The 17,883-nt window shown below is 72.4% G+C and carries 20 protein-coding genes; 8 read left to right on the top strand and 12 right to left on the bottom strand.

The window, feature by feature from the left end; translation table 11 throughout:
- Positions 1–41: 41 nt before the first annotated feature.
- From ACGFNU_RS19340 to ACGFNU_RS19330, 3 genes are read right to left on the bottom strand one after another with little or no spacing between them, the layout of a single operon-like run.
- Positions 42–1,895: a CheR family methyltransferase gene (locus ACGFNU_RS19340; protein ID WP_392595321.1), complete on the bottom strand. Its 1,854-nt coding sequence runs from the start codon at positions 1,893–1,895 to the stop codon at positions 42–44.
- A 49-nt stretch (positions 1,896–1,944) separates the two neighbouring features.
- Positions 1,945–2,571, bottom strand: coding sequence for a chemotaxis protein CheB (locus ACGFNU_RS19335; protein WP_392595319.1), 627 nt, complete (start codon positions 2,569–2,571; stop codon positions 1,945–1,947).
- Positions 2,572–2,599: 28 nt separating this feature from the next.
- Entirely contained in the window at positions 2,600–2,992 is a 393-nt protein-coding gene (locus ACGFNU_RS19330) for a hypothetical protein (RefSeq protein ID WP_392595318.1), read from the bottom strand.
- A gap of 125 nt (positions 2,993–3,117) precedes the next feature.
- Here ACGFNU_RS19330 and ACGFNU_RS19325 point away from each other — a divergent pair, with 125 nt between their 5' ends.
- The 4 genes from ACGFNU_RS19325 (at position 3,118) to ACGFNU_RS19310 (ending at position 7,594) form a co-directional block, all read left to right on the top strand.
- The gene (locus ACGFNU_RS19325; protein ID WP_392595316.1) at positions 3,118–5,088 is read left to right on the top strand and encodes a PP2C family protein-serine/threonine phosphatase; all 1,971 of its coding nucleotides are present in this window, start codon (positions 3,118–3,120) and stop codon (positions 5,086–5,088) included.
- Between the two features lie 97 nt (positions 5,089–5,185).
- Entirely contained in the window at positions 5,186–6,007 is an 822-nt protein-coding gene (locus ACGFNU_RS19320) for a tryptophan 2,3-dioxygenase (RefSeq protein WP_392595314.1), read from the top strand.
- Complete coding sequence (locus ACGFNU_RS19315) at positions 5,997–7,376, top strand: FAD-dependent oxidoreductase (RefSeq protein WP_392595312.1); 1,380 nt, start codon at positions 5,997–5,999, stop codon at positions 7,374–7,376. Before ACGFNU_RS19320 ends, ACGFNU_RS19315 begins: the two co-directional genes overlap by 11 nt.
- Positions 7,373–7,594, top strand: coding sequence for a hypothetical protein (locus ACGFNU_RS19310; RefSeq protein ID WP_392595310.1), 222 nt, complete (start codon positions 7,373–7,375; stop codon positions 7,592–7,594). Before ACGFNU_RS19315 ends, ACGFNU_RS19310 begins: the two co-directional genes overlap by 4 nt.
- Here ACGFNU_RS19310 and ACGFNU_RS19305 read toward each other — a convergent pair.
- The 4 genes from ACGFNU_RS19305 to moaA are packed head-to-tail and all read right to left on the bottom strand — an operon-like array spanning position 7,591 to position 9,816.
- Positions 7,591–7,857, bottom strand: coding sequence for a DUF6457 domain-containing protein (locus ACGFNU_RS19305; protein ID WP_392595308.1), 267 nt, complete (start codon positions 7,855–7,857; stop codon positions 7,591–7,593). The two genes, ACGFNU_RS19310 and ACGFNU_RS19305, sit on opposite strands and share 4 nt — an antisense overlap.
- 43 nt (positions 7,858–7,900) lie before the next feature.
- On the bottom strand, positions 7,901–8,491 hold the full coding sequence (locus ACGFNU_RS19300) for a molybdenum cofactor guanylyltransferase (RefSeq protein WP_392595307.1): 591 nt from the start codon (positions 8,489–8,491) through the stop codon (positions 7,901–7,903).
- Positions 8,478–8,792, bottom strand: a complete 315-nt coding sequence (locus ACGFNU_RS19295) for a DUF3467 domain-containing protein (RefSeq protein ID WP_392595305.1) — start codon at positions 8,790–8,792, stop codon at positions 8,478–8,480. The genes ACGFNU_RS19300 and ACGFNU_RS19295 overlap by 14 nt, the downstream gene beginning before the upstream one ends.
- Positions 8,793–8,826: 34 nt before the next feature.
- Positions 8,827–9,816, bottom strand: a complete 990-nt coding sequence (gene moaA / locus ACGFNU_RS19290; protein WP_392595304.1) for a GTP 3',8-cyclase MoaA — start codon at positions 9,814–9,816, stop codon at positions 8,827–8,829.
- Between the two features lie 176 nt (positions 9,817–9,992).
- Here moaA and ACGFNU_RS19285 point away from each other — a divergent pair, with 176 nt between their 5' ends.
- A complete protein-coding gene (locus tag ACGFNU_RS19285; RefSeq protein ID WP_392595302.1) occupies positions 9,993–10,805 on the top strand; it encodes an alpha/beta hydrolase in 813 nt (270 codons plus the stop codon).
- Between the two features lie 35 nt (positions 10,806–10,840).
- Positions 10,841–11,038: a hypothetical protein gene (locus tag ACGFNU_RS19280; RefSeq protein WP_392595301.1), complete on the top strand. Its 198-nt coding sequence runs from the start codon at positions 10,841–10,843 to the stop codon at positions 11,036–11,038.
- Here the strand turns inward: ACGFNU_RS19280 and ACGFNU_RS19275 are convergent.
- Entirely contained in the window at positions 11,033–11,536 is a 504-nt protein-coding gene (locus ACGFNU_RS19275) for a hypothetical protein (RefSeq protein WP_392595299.1), read from the bottom strand. The two genes, ACGFNU_RS19280 and ACGFNU_RS19275, sit on opposite strands and share 6 nt — an antisense overlap.
- Here ACGFNU_RS19275 and ACGFNU_RS19270 point away from each other — a divergent pair.
- Positions 11,493–12,521, top strand: a complete 1,029-nt coding sequence (locus tag ACGFNU_RS19270) for a LamG domain-containing protein (RefSeq protein WP_392595298.1) — start codon at positions 11,493–11,495, stop codon at positions 12,519–12,521. The genes ACGFNU_RS19275 and ACGFNU_RS19270 overlap by 44 nt on opposite strands.
- 40 nt (positions 12,522–12,561) lie before the next feature.
- Here the strand turns inward: ACGFNU_RS19270 and ACGFNU_RS19265 are convergent, their stop codons facing one another.
- Positions 12,562–13,089 (bottom strand): group II truncated hemoglobin, encoded by a 528-nt coding sequence (locus ACGFNU_RS19265; protein WP_392595296.1) that lies wholly within the window; start codon positions 13,087–13,089, stop codon positions 12,562–12,564.
- A gap of 86 nt (positions 13,090–13,175) precedes the next feature.
- Between ACGFNU_RS19265 and ACGFNU_RS19260 the strand changes: the two genes are divergently transcribed.
- On the top strand, positions 13,176–13,493 hold the full coding sequence (locus ACGFNU_RS19260) for a hypothetical protein (RefSeq protein WP_392595295.1): 318 nt from the start codon (positions 13,176–13,178) through the stop codon (positions 13,491–13,493).
- Here ACGFNU_RS19260 and ACGFNU_RS19255 read toward each other — a convergent pair.
- The 3 genes from ACGFNU_RS19255 to selA all read right to left on the bottom strand — a co-directional run bounded on the left by ACGFNU_RS19255 (position 13,490) and on the right by selA (position 17,805).
- The gene (locus ACGFNU_RS19255; RefSeq protein WP_392595293.1) at positions 13,490–14,683 is read right to left on the bottom strand and encodes an RtcB family protein; all 1,194 of its coding nucleotides are present in this window, start codon (positions 14,681–14,683) and stop codon (positions 13,490–13,492) included. The genes ACGFNU_RS19260 and ACGFNU_RS19255 overlap by 4 nt on opposite strands.
- A gap of 72 nt (positions 14,684–14,755) precedes the next feature.
- Positions 14,756–16,516, bottom strand: coding sequence for a selenocysteine-specific translation elongation factor (gene selB / locus ACGFNU_RS19250; RefSeq protein WP_392595291.1), 1,761 nt, complete (start codon positions 16,514–16,516; stop codon positions 14,756–14,758).
- Positions 16,516–17,805 (bottom strand): L-seryl-tRNA(Sec) selenium transferase, encoded by a 1,290-nt coding sequence (selA, locus tag ACGFNU_RS19245; protein ID WP_392595289.1) that lies wholly within the window; start codon positions 17,803–17,805, stop codon positions 16,516–16,518. Before selA ends, selB begins: the two co-directional genes overlap by 1 nt.
- Between the last annotated feature and the right edge of the window lie 78 nt (positions 17,806–17,883).

The raw sequence follows: 17,883 nt of genomic DNA, 5'->3' as shown, positions 1-17,883 counted from the left end.
TCCACTCTAGGGGAAGAGCTCGGCCGCCGGTATTCCCGCCGTCAGCCGTCTCCGGCTGAGGTGTGGTCCATGACGATGATCACCCCTCGGACCTGCCCGTCCTCGTCGCACAGCAGGTTGAGGTCCACCGTCAGCCGCACCGGCCGGCCCCGCCGGTTCACCGCGTCCAGCGTGACCGCCGAGCCGTTGTGCGAGGCGTCGCCGAGCAGCCGGCGCACCGACGGCTCCAGCTCGTCCAGCGGCAGGCCGATGTCGAGGGTGAACAGGTCCCGGCCCTGGGTCTCCTCCGCGCGCATCCCCCAGAGCTCCTCCGCGCCCTGGTTCCAGACCTGCACGCGCAGCGCCTCGTTCACCACGACGGCCGCCGCGCCGAGGCTGCGCAGCACCGAGCTGAGGAACGAGTTGGCCGAGTCGAGCTCCTCGCTGCGGATGCGGAGCGCGTCGTTGATCTCCTGCAGCTCGTCGTTGGTGGACTGCAGCTCCTCGTTCATCGTCTCGAGCTCCTCGTTGGTGGACTGCAGCTCCTCGTTCGTGGTCTCGAGCTCCTCGTTGGTGGACTGCAGCTCCTCGTTGGTCGTCTCGAGCTCCTCGTTCAGCGACTGCAGCTCCTCGTAGGCGCGTTCCAGCTCCTGGTTGGAGTGCTCCAGCTCGTCCCGGAGCCGGCGATAGTGCGTGACGTCGGAGAAGCTGACGCCGACGCCGATCATGTCGCCCGGCGCCCTGTGGAGCGGCACCGCCAGGACGTCGAAGACGCTCGGCTCCGCGCCGGCGGCGCGATGCCAGATGACGTCGTGCAGCTCGATGGGACGGGAGTCCTTCTTGACCTGCTCGATCACCGAACGGAGCTCGACCGGGCGGTAGGAGACCTCGAGGTCCTGGAACGGCCGGCCGAGGTCGCGGGGACGCAGGTTGAACAGCGCCTCCGCGCGGCCGTTGGCCACCCTGAGCCTGCCGTCGAGGTCGATGGCGAGCTGGGCCACCGGCCCGGAGCTCAGCGCCGCCTGGTCGAGGTTGCTCGCCGCCGTCCCGGTGCTGACGGTGTCCTCCCAGCCCTTGTAGGGGAAGCCGGACTGGGGCACGGCGGGGATCTTGCGGAAGAGCCGTTTGCGCAGGTCGATGGGCTCGAACCGGTCGCCGTGGTTGAGCAGCATCTCGGCCTTGCCGAGGAAGAGGAAGCCGGGCTTGGACAGCGCGAAGTGGAAGCGCCGGATCACCCCGGTCTGCGTCTCGGCGTTGAAGTACATGAGGGTGTTGCGCGCGACGAGCAGGTCGACACGGGAGATGGGGGCGTCCCGGGTCAGGTCGTTCCGGCCGAAGATCACCTGGCGCCGCAGGTCACGGCGGAACGCGTAGCGCGTGCCGACCGGCTCGAAGTAGGTGCGGCGCAGCTCCTCGGGGATGTCGGCGACCTGCCGCTCGGTGTAGGAACCGGTCCGCGCCTGGCTGAGCGCGTCCTCGTCGAGGTCGGTCGCGTAGATCTTCACCCGGTCTCGAAACGCGTCCGTGCCGAGCTCCTCCGCCAGCAGCATCGCCAGCGTGTAGGCCTCCTCGCCGGTCGCGCAGCCGGCGCTCCACACCCGGATCATGCGGCTCGGATCCTTGGCGGCGAGCATCTCCGGCAGCACGGTCTCGCGCAGCGCCTGCCAGGCCGGCGGGTCCCGGAAGAAAGCGGTCACGTTGATGAGCAGGCTGTCGAACAGCCGGGCGAACTCCTCGTGCTCCAGCTCGAGATAGTCGCGGTACTCCCCGACCGTGCCCAGGTTGAGGGCGTCCATCCGGCGCCGTATCCGGCGGGTCAGGGTCGTCGGCTTGTAACCGGTGAAATCGAATCCGCGGGTCTCCTTGAGCATGAGGAGGAGATCCTCGAATTCCTGTCCGTTCTCACTTTCCGCCACCTCCGAAGCCTACGCCGCGCGGGCCCGCTTCGCCTGGAAGCGGGCGTCCTCAGGAGATGGTCCCGGCATCGCGGGACCGGCCCGGCACGCCGATCTCCACGGGGCCTCCGCTCTGGTCGACGATGAACGCCGCCAGGTCCGCGGCGCGCAGGGCGACCGCGCCCTCGGTGGCCGCCAGCGCCGCTCTCGGCATGCCGTCATAGGCGCACTCGGCCGGGTCCTGGACGGCCACGACGCCGCCCCGCCGTTCCACCGCGGCGCACCCGGCCGCACCGTCACGAAGAGCGCCGCTCAGCACCACCGCCACCACGTGGGGACCGGCGGTCAGGGCCGCGCTCTGGAACAGCGCGTCCGCCGAAGGACGGTGCCCGTGCTCTCGCGGGCCCCGGGAGACCCGGGCGGTGCCGCCGTCGACCAGGAGGTGGTGGTCCGGCGGCGCCAGGTAGATGCGCCCCGGCCGCAGCTCTTCCACGTCCCCGGCGGGCGCGGCGGGCAACGCCCCGGCGCGGGCGAGGATGCCCGGGAGCGCCCGCCCGCCACTGGGCGGAAGGTGCAGCACCGCCAGCACGGCGGCGGGCAGGCCCGCGGGCAGTCCCGCCACCACCGCGCGCAACGCCTCGATACCGCCCGCGGAGGCCGCCATCACGACCACGTCGCGGCCAGGCGCCTTTCCCATGTCGCGTCCATTCCCGGCCGGCGCGAGGTCACTCGCGTGGACGGCGCGTCGTTCCCGCACGAATGCTCCCGCCGGTCTTGCGATCCGCCTCGGCGAGCGACCGGTGCTCCCGGGCCTTCTGCCGGTGCCGGCCGGTGTCGCCGATGCCGCTCTCGGCGAGGCGGTCGTGCAGGGCCGCCGCGCGGTCATGGACGTCACCGGCGTGATAGTAGGCCGCCTCGGCCGCCTCGGCGGCCGCTTCCGCCCGCAACTCGGCCATCCGGACCAGCTCGGCGGACCGTGGCAGGCGAGCGGAACGGGCGGCCTGGCTCGCGCTGTACTCCCGCAGTTCGCGGCCGCGGGCCTGGAGTTCCCGCAGGCGCTGGCCGATCTGTTCGAGACGCCCACCGGTGGAGTACCGAGGGGAAGCTTCGCCCTTCACTCTCCCATTTATCCTCCTTCCCCCAGCTCCTGGCCAGAAGTTTCTCGAAGAGGGGGAACCGGACCTCGGAACCGGGGGTAGTTTCGTGATTGCGATCCGTGTCCATCCCCAAGAGATCGGCCATCATGAGCGGCCACGTCCTCCGCGATCTTGACCTGCCGCCTGCCGGGACCGGCTCGCCGGTGCCGTCGGGCCGGCTTCTGGGGCTCACCCGGCTGGCCCTCGTACCGCTGGACGGCCACGGCCACGTCCTGCACTGGACGGCACAGGCCGAAGAGCTGTTCGGCTGCACCATCGACGAGACCGCGGGGCGGAGTTTCGGCGAGATGTTTCAGGTGCCGGGCAGCCCCGGAGCGGCGCTCGACGGCACCTGCTCCCCGGACGGGCAGGCCATCGCCTTCGTCGCCCCCGCCCTCCGCCGCGAGCGCCTCACCATCAAGAACATCGCCTGGTGGGTGTACCCGATGCCGCCCCCGGGGCCCGTCCGGCTGCTCGTGTTCGCCGTGGAGGCCGCCGAGCTGCGGGAGGTCTCGCTCAGCCTCTCGGTCGGAGACCAGCTCATCGTGCGCCCGCGCGGCGCCCCCGGCCCCCGGCGCGGACTGCGGGTGCCGAGCCTCAGCCCGTGCGTCCTCCCGGTGGAGGCGGCGAGCCTGGCGCGGCTGCGGCACAACCTCGCCGAGGCATTGCGGGTGCTGCCGCCCGAATGCCGCCGGAGGGCGAGCGCGCGGATCCTCGCGCTCGGCTATCCCGGGATCGGCCTCATCGTCACGGCCCGGCTGCCGTTCGACGTCCGCAACGGCGCCGTCCCCGAGGAGACCACGCTGCCCGCGACGGCCGCCCCCCGGCAGCTCGCCTTCATCAACCGGGCGACGGCCCGGATCGCGAGCAGGCTCGACCCCGTCCACGCCGCGGCGGAGCTGGCCGGCGCCATGGTGCCGCACTTCGCCGAGTTCGCCGAGGTCCACGTGGTGGAGGAGGTGCTGGCGGGGCCCAGGACTCCCCGATCGTCCAGAGTCCCCTGGCGGATCCGCCGGCTCGCCCGCACCGAAGGCCCGCCGCCTCGGCCCGACCCCGTCGAGGTGCCCGCGAGCAGCCTCCTCGCGCACACGCTCAACACAGGGGAGCCCGTGCACCTGCCTCGCGCGCCCGGCGACCCGGCCTTCGGCGACCGGCTGCTGGAAGCCGTTCCGCACTCCGGGCCGCTCACGATCCTCCCGCTCGTCGCCCGGGGCGCGGTGGTCGGCGACCTCCTGCTGGCGCACGCGGCGCACAGGCCGGCCCCTGCCGGCCACGACCTCGCCGCCGCGGAGGAGATCGCCCGGGTCGCGGCGACGTCGATCGCCGACGCGGGGCTCCTCCAGCACGAGTCGCGCATCGCCGAGGCGCTCCAGTCGAGCCTGCTGCCGCGCGCCATCCCCGAGCTGACGGGGGTCCGGGTCGCCCACCGGTACCTGCCCGGCAGCGCGGGGGCGCGGGCCGGCGGCGACTGGTTCGACGCCATCCCGCTGCCCCGCGACCGGGTCGCGCTGACCGTCGGCGACGTGATGGGGCACGACTGGCGGTCCGCGGCGACCATGGGCCAGCTGCGCACCGCCATCCAGGCGTTCGCGTCGCTGGACCTCGATCCCCTGGAGGTGCTCCGGCGACTCGACACGCTCGCCCCGAGGCTCGGCGACGGCAGCATCGCCACCTGCGTCTACGCGGTCTACGACCCGGTGCAGCGCCACTGCACGATCGCCAACGCCGGACACGTGCCGCCGGTCCTGATCGCACCCGACGGGTCGAGCCGCCTGCTGCGGCTCCCGGCCGGGGTGCCGATCGGCGTGGGCGGACATCCGTTCGGGACGGCGGGGCTCAGGGTCGAGAACGGCAGCCGCCTCGTGCTCTGCACCGACGGGCTGGTCGAGCGGGCCGGCGCGGACATCGAGGCGCGGCTCGGGCTGCTGTGCGATCATCTCGCCGGCGCGGGGCGCGCGCTGGACGACCTCTGCGACGACGCCGTGTCGGCGATGCTCGGCACGGACCGGCACGACGACGTGGCGCTGCTCGCCGCCGAGTTCCGCGGCGTCGACCGGCCGCGGGGCAGGCCTCGCTGAGCGCCCCCTCGCACCGGGTATGTACCTTTGTGCCGGTCCTGTGGTGAGGATTCGGTCACAACGTCGTGCCGGCGCCGCGGGACGGGGAGGTATGGCGATGGGCGATCCGACGGCGGCAGACCACCCGGCTGAGGGGGTCACTTATGGCGGCTATCTGAGTCTCGACCGGCTGCTCGCGTGCCAGGAGCCGCGCACCGGCGCGCACGACGAGCTGCTGTTCGTGATCATCCATCAGGTCTACGAGCTGTGGTTCAAGCAGCTGCTGCACGAGGCCGCGCTGCTGCAACGGCGGCTGGAGGAGGGCAACAGCGCGGGCGCGCTGCACACGGCCCGCCGCATCGCCAAGATCCTCAAGACGGTCGTCGGGCAGCTGGACGTCCTGGAGACGATGACGCCGCGCCAGTTCGCCTCGTTCCGCGACGCGCTCGGCTCGTCCAGCGGCTTCCAGTCCGCGCAGTTCAGGGAGCTGGAGGCGGTGCTGGGACGCCGCGAGTTCCCCGCGTCCGACCTGCGCGACGACGAGCGGCTTCAGGCCGCCGTGGCGCGGCGCTCGGTGTTCGACTCGCTGCTGCGCTACCTGCGGCGCCAGGAGTTCGCCGTGCCCGACGCCGCGCTCGACCGCGACCCGGGCACGCCGTGGCGGCCCGACGAGGACGTGCAGCGCACGCTCCTCAAGGTCTACGCCGACGAGAGCGGACCGGCCGCCGAGGTGTGCGAGGCCCTGGTCGACGTGGACGAGGGCATCCAGGAGTGGCGCTACCGGCACGTCAAGATGGTGGAACGCACCATCGGCGCCAAGCTGGGCACGGGCGGCTCGGCGGGCGCCGACTACCTGCGCTCGACTCTGTTCCGGCCCGCCTTCCCGGATCTCTGGGAGGTCCGCTCGCAGATCGAGGAGGCACCCGTCCATGACGCGTGACGACGAGCGGATCGCGATCGTCGGCGGCGGCCTCGCCGGAGCGCTGCTGGCGACGCTGCTGGGACGGCGCGGCCTGGAGGTGACGCTCTACGAGCGCAGGCCCGATCCGCGGATCGCCGGGGCGGAGCGCGGCCGCTCCATCAACCTCGCCATCTCCGCTCGCGGGCTGGCGGCGCTCGACGCCGTGGGGCTGCGCGACCAGGCGCTCAAGCGGGCGCTTCCCATGCACGGGCGGATGATCCATCCGCTCGGGAAGGGGCTCGACTTCCAGCCGTACAGCGCCGACGGCGAGCGGGCGATCAATTCGATCAGCCGGGCCGAGCTCAACCAGGCCCTTCTTGGCGCGGCGGAGGCGACTCCCGGCGTGACCGTGCGTTTCTCGCAGCGGGTGACCGGCGTCGACACGGCCGCCGGGCTGCTCCTGCTGGAGGGACCGGACGGGCCCGTGACCGAGCGCGCCGGCGTCGTCCTCGCCGGGGACGGCGCGTACAGCGCGGTGCGCCGCTCGCTGGCCGCCGGTGGCGGGATCGACGACCGGCAGGACTTCCTGGAGCACGGCTACAAGGAGCTGACGATCCCGGGCCGCGGTGCCACCCCAGACGATCCGGGGGACTTCGCGCTGGATCCCGACGCGCTGCACATCTGGCCGCGCGGGACCGCCATGATGATCGCGCTGCCGAACCTCGACCGCTCGTTCACCTGCACGCTGTTCTGGCCCAAGAGCGACTTCGAGGCCCTCGACACGGCCGCGAAGGTACGGGCCCACTTCGAGACCCACTATCCCGACGCCGCCCGCCTGATGCCCGCGCTGACCGACGACTTCGCGCACAATCCGGTGGGCTCGCTCGTGACGGTCCGCTGCTGGCCGTGGGTCCGGTACGGGCAGGGCTCCATCGTCGCGCTGCTCGGTGACGCCGCCCACGCGATCGTGCCGTTCTTCGGACAGGGCGCCAACTGCGCGTTCGAGGACTGCATCGAGATCGACCGGCTGCTGGGCGAGGCCGGCGGCGACTGGGCCGGTGCCCTCTCCCGCTATCAGGAGCAGCGCAAGGCCAACACCGACGCGATCGCGGCGATGGCCCTCGACAACTTCGTCGAGATGCGCGACCGGGTCGGCTCGCCGGTCTACCGGCTGAAGCAGACCGCCCAGCACGCCCTCGAACGCCGCTCGGCGGGCCGCTACCTCTCGCGTTACGAGCTCGTGTCGTTCACCACGATGCCGTACGCGCAGATCCCGCGGCGGATCCGGCGGCAGAACCAGGTGGTCGCGGCCGGGCTGCTCGGCGGCGCGCTGCTGGCCGGGCTCGCCGCCCGGCGCCTGCGCCGGCGTCCCGGCCGGCGGCGCGGCTGTGCCAGGGTGGGGACGTGACGGACGAACCCATCGACGAACTGCAGTGCTCGGCCAAGGGGTGCCGCGCGGACGCCGTGTGGGCGCTGCGGTGGAACAACCCCAAGATCCATACGCCGGACCGGCGCAAGACCTGGCTGGCCTGCGACGAGCACCGCGCGAGCCTGTCGGCCTTCCTGGACCGCCGCGACTTCCTGCGGGACGTCGTGCCGGTCGCCGAACGCGACGTGCCCGCCTAGGAGCCCGCCCCGGGGTCAGGCTCAGCGCCGGCCCCGGGGCCGGGCTTCCATCCTTCGGCCATCGCGGTGAGCCGGGCGGCCGCGTCCCGCGCCGGGGCGCCGCGCCCGACCGCCAGTCCCAGCAGGTAGGCGGTGAGCGGAGCGCCCGGCCGCGCCACCCCGTGGGCGACGTCACGGGCGAGATCAAGGATCAGGTCGCGGTCGACCTCGTCCCGGCCGATTCCGAGTTCGAGGCAGGCAGCCTCGATCCATTCCTCCAGCACCGTCGTCCTCCCCCTCAGCGAGCGTGCGTCCACTCTCGCACGATCAAGGGCCGCCGGGCCGGGTCAGGCGGTCGGCGTGTTCGAGCTCGCCGGGGGTGTCACAGTCGTACCAGGGCGGCCGCTCCCCCGCCCGGACGGTCACCGTGACCGGGCCGAGCGGTGCGAGCAGGCCGCGCAGAGAGGCCCCTTCGTAGCCCGCGAGGGCCCGGCGGAGAGCGCCGGCCTGCCAGCATCCCGCGAGCCACTGCTCGCGCCCGCCGTCGTCCAGCAGCACCGCCCCGGCCGCGTCCGCGTCGCGTGCCGCGGCCAGCAGCAGAGCCACGTCGCCGGGGCCCAGGAACGGAAGATCGCCCGCGAGCAGCGCCACCCACGGCGCGGAGACCGCCGGCAGGCCCGCGCGCAGGGCGGGGACCGGCCCGGCGCCGGGCGGGTCCTCCCGCACGAACACGGCGTGCGCGGGCTCGGGACGCGGCGGGCCGACGATCACCAGGGTGCGGGCGGCGCCGGCCGCGTCCGCCACGCGGGCGATCAGCGGCCGCCCGCCGACCCGCTCGCCGGGCTTGTCGCCGCCGCCCATGCGCCGGGCCCGCCCGCCCGCGAGCACCACCGCGTCGAACGGCTCAGCCGTCGCCATTGCCCCGGGTGCCGCCGGTCTCGCGCTCGTAGGCGCTGAGGTTCTGCTCGAGGGCCTTCATCAGCTCCCAGATCTGGCCCGGCGGGATCCGTACCCGCGCGACGACCTGAGCCGGCACGTGGACGTACCGTTCCCCGGACGCCGGGTCCTCGGAGACCTCGGGCGGCCGTATCTCGGTCGCGAAGTCCAGGACGAAACAGTCTTGCGTGCGCCACACGGAGGCGAACCCCGCGTAGGCGCCGACCTCGTTCTCCGGCGGTACGACGATCTCGACGCGATGCTCCAGCGGCTGGTCCGTCACCCCGCCATCGTCGCATGTGGCGCGGGCGGAACGGTCAACCGCCGATCGCCGACATGGGGCGGGCCGGCTGGAGGAAGGACGGGTCGTCGATGCCGTGACCGGCCCGCTTGGCCCAGACCGCCTTGCGCCAGCGGTCGGCGAGCTCGTCGTCGGAGGCGCCCGCCCGCAGGGCGTCGCGGAGGTTGGACTCCTCGGTGGCGAACAGGCAGTTGCGGATCTGCCCGTCCGCGGTGAGCCGGACGCGGTCGCAGGCACCGCAGAACGGCCGGGTGACAGAGCCGATCACGCCGACCGCGGCGGGCCCGCCGTCGATCAGGAACGACTCCGCGGGGGCGCTGCCGCGCTCCTCCGGCAGCTCGGGGGTCAGCTCGAACTCCCCGCCCAGCAGCGCGAGGATCTCGTCCGCGGTGATCATGTTGTCGCGGGTCCAGCCGTGCTGGGCGTCCAGCGGCATCTGCTCGATGAACCGCAGCAGATAACCGTGCTCCAGGCAGAAGCGCAGCAGCGGCACCGCCTCGTGGTCGTTGATCCCGCGCATCAGCACGGCGTTGATCTTCACCGGGGCCAGCCCGGCGGCGACCGCGGCGGCGAGCCCCTTGAGCACGTCGTCGAGGCGGTCACGGTGCGCCAGCCGCTTGAAGGTCTCCCGGTCGAGCGTGTCGAGGGAGACGTTCACCCGGTCGAGGCCGGCGTCCGCCAGCGGCGCGGCCAGCCGGTCCAGGCCGATCCCGTTGGTGGTCAGCGAGACCTGCGGGCGCGGCGCCAGCTCGGCCGTCCGCTGAACGATGCCGGCGATGCCCCGCCGCAGCAGGGGCTCGCCGCCGGTGTAGCGGACCTCGGTGACGCCCAGCTCCGCCACACCCAGCCGGACCAGGCGGACCACCTCGTCGTCGGTGAGCAGCTCGGGCTTGGGCAGCCAGTCCAGCCCCTCGGGCGGCATGCAGTAGGCGCACCGCAGATTGCACCGGTCCGTCAGGGAGACCCGCAGATCGGTCGCGGTACGGCCGAAGGTGTCGACCAGCACGGGCGCCCTTCCCTCCTGCTGTGGCGGTCCGTCACCGGACGCCATTGATGGGCAGATCGTCCCAGACTATTCGGGTGGTTGACGATCCGTCGCATCGCGGGAGACGGTATCGGCCACGCCCACGGCTCCGTCCTTCGGCGGATCGCACAAGAGGGCACCGGACGCGGGAGGCGCACATGGCCATGGCACGACTGTGGGAGTTCGCGGGGGTCCGCGGGGCGATCACCGCCCATGCCTGGCACCACGAGGATCCCCGCTACATCGCGGTCCTCACCCACGGCTATGGCGAGCACCTCGGCCGCTACGAGCACGTCGCCGGCGCCCTGGTCCGGCACGGCGCCGTGGTCTGTGGCCCGGATCACCTCGGGCACGGCCGGTCGGCGGGCGAGCCGGTCCTGGTGGAGGACTTCGCGGACGTCGTGGCCGACCTCCACACGGTGGTCGAGTCGGCCCGCGCCGATCATCCCGGCCTGCCCGTGGTGCTGATCGGCCATTCGATGGGCGGCATGATCGCCACCCGGTACGCCCAGCTCCACGGCCGGGACCTGACCGCCCTGGTGCTCTCGGGGCCCGTCCTCGGCCGCTGGGACGCCCTCAGCGCCCTGCTCGCCCTCGACGAGATCCCCGACGTCCCCATCGACCCCGACACGCTGTCCCGCGACCCGGCGGTCGGCAAGGCCTACAACGAGGACCCGCTCGTCTGGCACGGCCCGTTCAAGCGGCCCCTCCTGCTGGCCACCGAGGCCTGCGTCAGGCAGATCAACGAGCACGGCTCGCTCGGCGACCTGCCCACCCTCTGGATCCACGGCTCGGACGATCAGCTCGTTCCGCTCGAGGGCACCCGCACGGGCATCGAGGCGATCCGCGGCAGCGACCTCAACGAGATCATCTTTCCCGGCGCCCGGCACGAGGTCTTCAACGAGACCAACAAGGCCGAGATCCTGGCCGCCGTGACCGCTTTCGTCGACCGGAACCTGCCCGCCCGGTAGCCCCGCGCCCACGGAAACTGGGAAGGTAGATCGTTATGAACGAGGTGAACCGGTCCGCTCAGGCCCGCGAAGTCGACTACATGAAGAACGTGGACGTCCACCCCGACGTCCACCGGGCGACCGAGCCCGATGAGGACCAGGTGCTGCGCGAGCTCTACGGCGAGCCGGACGACGACGGGATCTTCCGCGCGGACGGTCCCGCCGAGCCGGTGGACGACCCGCCGGAGTCATGAGCCCGACATCGCGGAGAGGATGCGTTCCTCGGTGACCTCGCGTCCCGCCAGCTCCGCGATGACGGCTCCGGCGCGCAGCACCACCACGCGGTCGCAGCCGTTCACCAGTTCCTCCAGGTCGGAGGAGATGAGGAGGATGGCCAGGCCGTTGACGGCCAGCTCGTCCAGCAGGTCGTGCAGCTCGGCCTTGGCGCCGACGTCGATGCCGCGCGTGGGCTCGTCCAGCAGCAGCACCTTCTGCTGATTGCCGCCCGACAGCTCGCCGGCCTTCTGCTGCGGCGAGGTCGCCTTGATCTGCAGGCGGCGCATGAACGTGTCGACGCGGGCGGTGGACAGCACGCCGAACCGCGACAGGCGCGGCAGCGCCGCGAGGGCGATGTTGTCGCGCACCGACAGGCTCGGGATGATCCCCTCGGTCGTGCGGTTCTCGGGGAGCAGGCTCACGCCCGCGCGGATGGCGCCGGGGATCGAGCGCCGGCGCAGCGGGGCCCCGGCCACCGTCACCTGGCCCGCGTCCAGCGGCAGGGCCCCGGCGATGGCGCGCGTCGGTGCGGCCGGCGGCCTGGGTCTCCGGATCGACGGGCACATGTACGACCCCGAACGCGGCTTCGCGTACGAGATGACCTCCGACTCATCGGCGCTCACCCGCCGCTTCACCGAGCTCCAGACCCGCATGCTGACCGTCAAGAGCCGCTGCGCGGTCTCGGGCGCGGTCTACACCCAGCTCAGCGACGTCGAGAACGAGCTCAACGGCTTCTACACCTACGATCGCCGAGTGCTCAAGATGGACGCCGCCGCCGTCCGCAAGGCCAACCGGAAACTCATCACATCCACGAACGGAGACACGCCGCCCCTCCCGCCGGGCAGCCCGAACGCCATCGGCGTCTACCCGTTCAACGAAGGCACCGGCTCAACAGCGGAAGACACGGCCGGCGACCACGACGCGACCCTCGTCGACAACCCGACCTGGACCACAGGCCGTTCAGGCTCGGCCCTGCAATTCAACGGCTCGAACCAGTACGCCGACACCAACGCCGCGATCCTCGACACCACAGGCAACTACACCGTCTCCGCCTGGGTGAAGCTGGACCGCCTAGGAGGCTTCGCCACCGCGGTCAGCCAGGACGGCGCCACCAACAGCGCCTTCTTCCTCCAGTACTCGGGAGCCGACAACCGTTTCGCGTTCAGCTTCGCCGGCCTCCGCGCCCTGGCGCCCACAGCGCCTGAGACCGACCGCTGGTACCACCTGACCGGCGTCCGTGACGCCGCCGACGGCTCACTCACTCTCTACGTGGACGGCCAGAAAACAGCCACCGCCGCCGCCTGCCTGGGCGACGCGTCCACCGGCCACACCGTGATCGGCCGAGCCCAGTACGGCGGTAACCAGGTCGACTACTGGCCCGGAGCCCTGGACGAGATCCGCCTCTACGACCGTGCCCTCTCCCCCACCGAAGTAGAGACCCTCTACAAGTCCACCAAGTAGACACCCGTCGTCCGCCGGGGCCCACGACCCCGGCGGACGGCTAGCTCTTCTCCCAGTCCCAGATCGGCACTGTCCGCAACGGATGCAGCTCAGCGTCCGTCTCCGCATGGGAGTTCTGCTTGGCGACCTCGGTGCCGAACTCGACGTGGCTCCGCAACGTGGCCCGGAAGGGCTCGTCCGCGGGCAGCCCCGCCTCGTCCGCCGACGCCATGTAGAGATCGACGAACCGCTGCCGCTGCTCCTCAGTGATCTTCAGCCTCCGATGGACGGCGATGAGGGCGGGCATGCCGCCGTGCTCCCGCGTGAAGCCGTCCGGCCCCCCGAACGTCTCGACCTCGAACGCCGTCAGCCTGGGCACGTGTTCCGGCCTCCCCCCGCCGAACAACGGCCCGATGAGCGGATCCGCGAGACAGTGACCGTAGAAGATCTCCACAAACCGCCGGAACGCCTCAGCGCCGCCCCCGTGCTCCAGAATCGTAACCACGATTACTCGATTACAGGCGCGCGATGCAGCCAGGCAACACCATGGCCGCCACCGGCCGCACAACAACACATTGTAGATATCCATTTACTCTATGTGACAACTGCCGATGGAGGGGTATTCAGCTGGCCACGGCCGCGTCATCGGGCCCGGCCACCACGAAAGGACCGACCATGCGCACCCCCCGCAAACTGCTGACCACCGGCGCGCTGACCGCTGCCCTGCTGGCCGTCCACGCCCCGGCCGACGCCGCGTCGCCGTCCGACCCGCCGGGCGGCAGCGCGGGCTTCTTCACGGGCTTCTTCGACGGCCACCAAGGCGGCTTCTCCGGAGGCTTCTTCAACAGCGGCGGCAGCAGCGAAAGCCAGAGCGAAAGCCAAGGAGGCTTCCTCGGCGGACTCTTCGGCAGCAAGAGCGACGGCCAAGGCTCTCCGGCGCGAACCGGTCGATTGGGCAGGCCTGGTCAGACCAGACCTGCCCAAATCACCTAGCCCTTGATGCAGATCAACTGGCGCAGGTGCGCCACTACCTCGACGAGGTCGGACTGCGCTTCGATCACCGTCTCCAGGTCCTTGTAGGCACCGGGGATCTCGTCGAGGACGCCGCCGTCCTTGCGGCACTCGACGCCCTTGGTCTGCTCGACCAGGTCGTCGACGGTGAACGACTTGCGCGCCTTGTTGCGGCTCATCTTGCGGCCCGCGCCGTGGGACGCGGAGTTGAACGAGTCCTCGTTGCCCAGGCCGCGCACGATGTAGGTGCCCGTGGCCATCGAGCCCGGGATGATGCCGAGGTCGCCCTCGCCCGCGCGGATCGCGCCCTTGCGGGTGACGAGCAGCTCGACGCCGTCGTAGACCTCTTCCGCCACGTAGTTGTGGTGGCAGGAGATGACCTCGCCCCACGTGCAGCGCTTCTCGCCGAAGCGGCGCGTGATGACGTTCTGCGCGAGCGCGATCATGACGGCGCGGTTGCGGCGCGCGTAATCCTGCGCCCAGAACAGGTCCCGGCGGTACTCCTCCATCTTGCGCGTACCGGACAGGAAGACCGAGAGGTCCTTGTCCGGCAGGTCCTGGTTGTGCGGCAGCTTGCGCGCGGCCTCGACGTGGTGCTCGGCCAGTTCCTTGCCGATGTTGCGCGACCCGGAGTGCAGGACGAGCCAGATCGCACCGGAATCATCCGCGCAGAGTTCAAGGAAGTGGTTGCCTCCGCCAAGGCTGCCCATCTGTGCGCGGGCACGGCCAAAGCGGCCGCGCACTCCGGGGTGGAGGTCCTCGAAGTCCTTCCAGAAGTCGTACCAGCCGCGTTCCCGCAGGTTCGGCAGCGCGGACGGGTCGACCGGGTCCTTGTGCGAGTAGCGGCCGACCGGGATCGCCTTCTCGAGGCGGCCGCGCAGGCTCGACAGGTCGTCGGGCATGTCGTCGGTGGTGAGGCTCGACTTGACCGCGGTCATCCCGCAGCCGATGTCGACGCCGACGGCGGCCGGGGACACCGCGTCCCGCATCGCGATCACCGAGCCGACGGTCGCGCCCTTGCCGTAGTGCACGTCGGGCATGACCGCGAGGCCCTCGATCCAGGGCAGGCCCGACACGTTCTTGAGCTGGTCGAGCGCGACGTCCTCAACGGTGGCCGGGTCGGTCCAGAGGCGGATCGGAACACGGCCGCCCTTGAGCGTCTGGTACGGCATCACCTGCTCCTCTCCGTCGTGAGGGATCCGAACCGTGATCTATGACGCCAGAGACGCCCGTCCCGGTTCAACTCATTTTCCCTCGTCCGGGACGCTGCGGGTGTCGCCGGTCCGGTGGGTGAGGCCTCTCGTGTCCAGGTGGGTGAGGAGGGCGATGGCCACTCGGCGGGTGGTGTTGAGGGCTTCGCGGGCCTGGCTGACGGTGAAGGGCTGCGGGAGTGCCTTGAGGATCTGGAGGGCCTCGTCGTCGGCGCCCGGCAGGAGGACGATGCCGTCGGGGAGGTGGAGGACGGCTCCGGCCCGTTCGGCCGCGCTGAGCACCTGGGGGGTCAGGCCGAGGTTCGCCAGGCGGTCGGTCGTGGGGGCGTCGAAGGGGGTCGTCAGGTCGGCGGTGAGGCGTTTTACAGCGTCGGCGACCTGGGGCGGGAGGCCTGTGTCGGGGCCGTAGACGCGGCCCTCGGTGAGGCGGAGGGGCGGGCGGACCAGGGCGGCGACCAGCCGGCGGGACGGGAGGCCCAGGCGGAGGCGGAGTGCCTCGACGGGGATGCCCGGGGCCAGGGGCTGCGCGGCGGCGTGCTGGGTCAGGGCCTCGGTGAGTTTGGTGTGGAGCTCTTCCCAGTGGGCGGGGTCCGCCAGCCACTCGGTGCCGATCGGGACGGCGTTCGGGGGCGGGGTGCAGCCCATGATGCTGAGGTCGTCGCGGTGCAGGACACCGTGGCGGCGCAGCACGAGCTTGCCGCCGGGCTGGTTGGGCCAGGACGCGAGCTCGCGGGCGCGGGCGGCCCCGGCGCCGCGGCGGACGAGGGTCGGCGGGCGGACGTCGAGGACGCTCAGTCCGGCGATGGCGCGGCGGCCGGGGTCGCGGAGGAGGGCCGTGTCGCCGACGTGGAGGGGCAGGCGGGCGTTCAGGGTGAGGCGCGCGGTGTCGGGGCCGAGGGGGCGCAGGCGGACCGGCGTCGCGGTCGAGCCCAGGTGCAGGATCATCTGGCGGGCGAGCCGGCCGGAGGGCTCGTCGGACGCGACGCGCACGTCGATGCAGGTGGTGAACGCCCATTTGCCAGGGCTGACCAGGGCCATGCCGCGTTCGACGCGGTCGAGGTCGACACCGCGGAGGTTGAGGGCCACGCGGGCGACGCCGTGGACGGTCCGCTCGGGTTCCTTGGCGGATTCGAGGGCGCGGACGGTGACTCGTTCACCGGCGGGCATCAGGAGGAGCTCGTCGCCGACGTGGAGGGTGCCTGCGGTGAGCGTGCCGGTGACCACGGTGCCACTGCCCGGGATGGTGAACGCGCGGTCGATCCAGAGGCGGATGGGCGCCTCGGGGTCGGGCACCGGGAGGCGGGCCGCCAGGCGGTCGAGCGCGGCGATCAGTTCGGGCAGGCCCGCGCCGGTGGTGGCGCTGACGGTGACGGCCTCGCAGGCCCGCAGGCTGGTCTTGGCGAGGCGTTCGCGGGCTTGGCGCAGTGCGAGTTTGGGGTCCGCCACGTCCGAACGGGTGATGACGAGGACGCCGTGGCGGACTTCGAGGGCGTCGATGGCCGCCAGGTGCTCCTCGGTCTGCGGCATCCAGCCCTCGTCGGCCGCCACGGCCAGCAGGACCGCCGGGACGGGCCCGACCCCGGCGAGCATGGTCGTGACGAACTTCTCGTGGCCCGGCACGTCGACGAAGGCCAGCTGCTCGCCGGAGGGCAGGGTCGTCCACGCGAAGCCCAGGTCGAGGGTGAGGCCGCGGCGGCGTTCCTCGGCGAGCCGGTCGGGCTCCATGCCGGTGAGCGCGCGGACGAGCGTCGACTTGCCGTGGTCGACATGTCCGGCGGTGGCGACGACCTGCATCAGACCTCTTCCTTGGACGCGAGGACGGCGGCCCGCAGCGGGCCGTCGTCGGCGGTGCCGGTGGAACGAAGGTCGAGCAGGAGCCGGCCGTTCTCGATACGGCCGATGACCCTTCGGGCCCGGAGCGGGGATTCGTACGTGGCGGGGAGCGAGACGGCGGCGCTGGGCAGGTCGACGGCGGGCGCGCCGCCGGCGCCGACCGCGGCGGCCGTGTCGATGGCGAGGGCGTCGATGTCGTGGGCGGCCAGGTCTTTCGCGAGGCGCTCGGCTCGGTCGCGAAGGCCGCCTGCCGGGATGTGGAGCATCTGGACGGCCGGCGGGAGCGGCCCGCGGAGGGTGGCTTCGAGCGCGGCGAGCGTCAGCTTGTCGACGCGGAGCGCGCGGTAGAGGGGGTGACGGCGGAGCCGCTGGACGAGGTCGCGCGCGCCGAGGATCAGCCCGCCCTGGGGGCCGCCGAGGAGCTTGTCGGCGCTGGCGGTGACCAGGCCGGCGCCGGCCTCGAGCACGGTGGTGGCGTCGGGCTCGTCCGGCAGCGCGGGATCGGGTGTGAGGAGGCCGGAGCCGATGTCGACGACCAGGGGGACCCCGAGGGCGGCCAGTTCGCCGATCGGCGCCGTCGCGGTGAAGCCCTCGATGCGGAAGTTCGACGGGTGGACCTTGAGGACGAAGCCGGTGTCCGGCCCGATCGCGGCGGCGTAGTCGCCGGCCGTGGTGCGGTTGGTGGTGCCGACCTCGCGGAGGCGGGCGCCCGTCGAGGCCAGCAGGTCGGGCAGCCGGAACCCGTCGCCGATCTCGACCATCTCGCCGCGGCTGATGACGATCTCGCGGCCCGCCGCGAGGACGGTCGCCGCGAGGACGAGCGCGGCGGCGTTGTTGTTGACGACCTGGACGGACTCCGCGGCGGGGCACGCCTCGCGGAGGGCGGCCAGGGTGCCGCTGCCGCGCGGGCCGCGCCTGCCGGTGGCCAGGTCGTACTCGACGTCGGAGCATCCGGCGGCGGCGGTGAGGGCGGCGCGGGCGGCCTCGGAGAGCGGCGCCCGGCCGAGGTTGGTGTGCAGCAGGATGCCGGTGGCGTTGATGACGGGCCGCAGCGTGGTCGCGTGGTCGGGGAGCGCCGCGAGCGCGGCCGCCGCGACCGCGCCGGGCGGGATCTCCCCGTCGCGGGCCCGCTGCTGGGCCGCGCCGACCGCGGACTTCACCAGTGCCCGGCCGAGACGGACGGCGGCGTCCGCGAGCCGGGGGTCCGCCATGACGGCGTCGGTACGGGGAACCTGTCTCCGTGGGTCCACGCCAAGCCACCTTATGGACGCCGGGGCCTCCTGTGAAAGCTGATCGTGCTCACACTCTGAGATCAGCGCCCGAACCGC

It is taken from the genome of Spirillospora sp. NPDC048911, from assembly GCF_043198015.1.
Taxonomy (GTDB): Bacteria; Actinomycetota; Actinomycetes; order Streptosporangiales; family Streptosporangiaceae; genus Spirillospora.
Note: the sequence above shows the minus strand (reverse complement) of the source record. Positions and strands in the feature narration are given on the sequence as shown.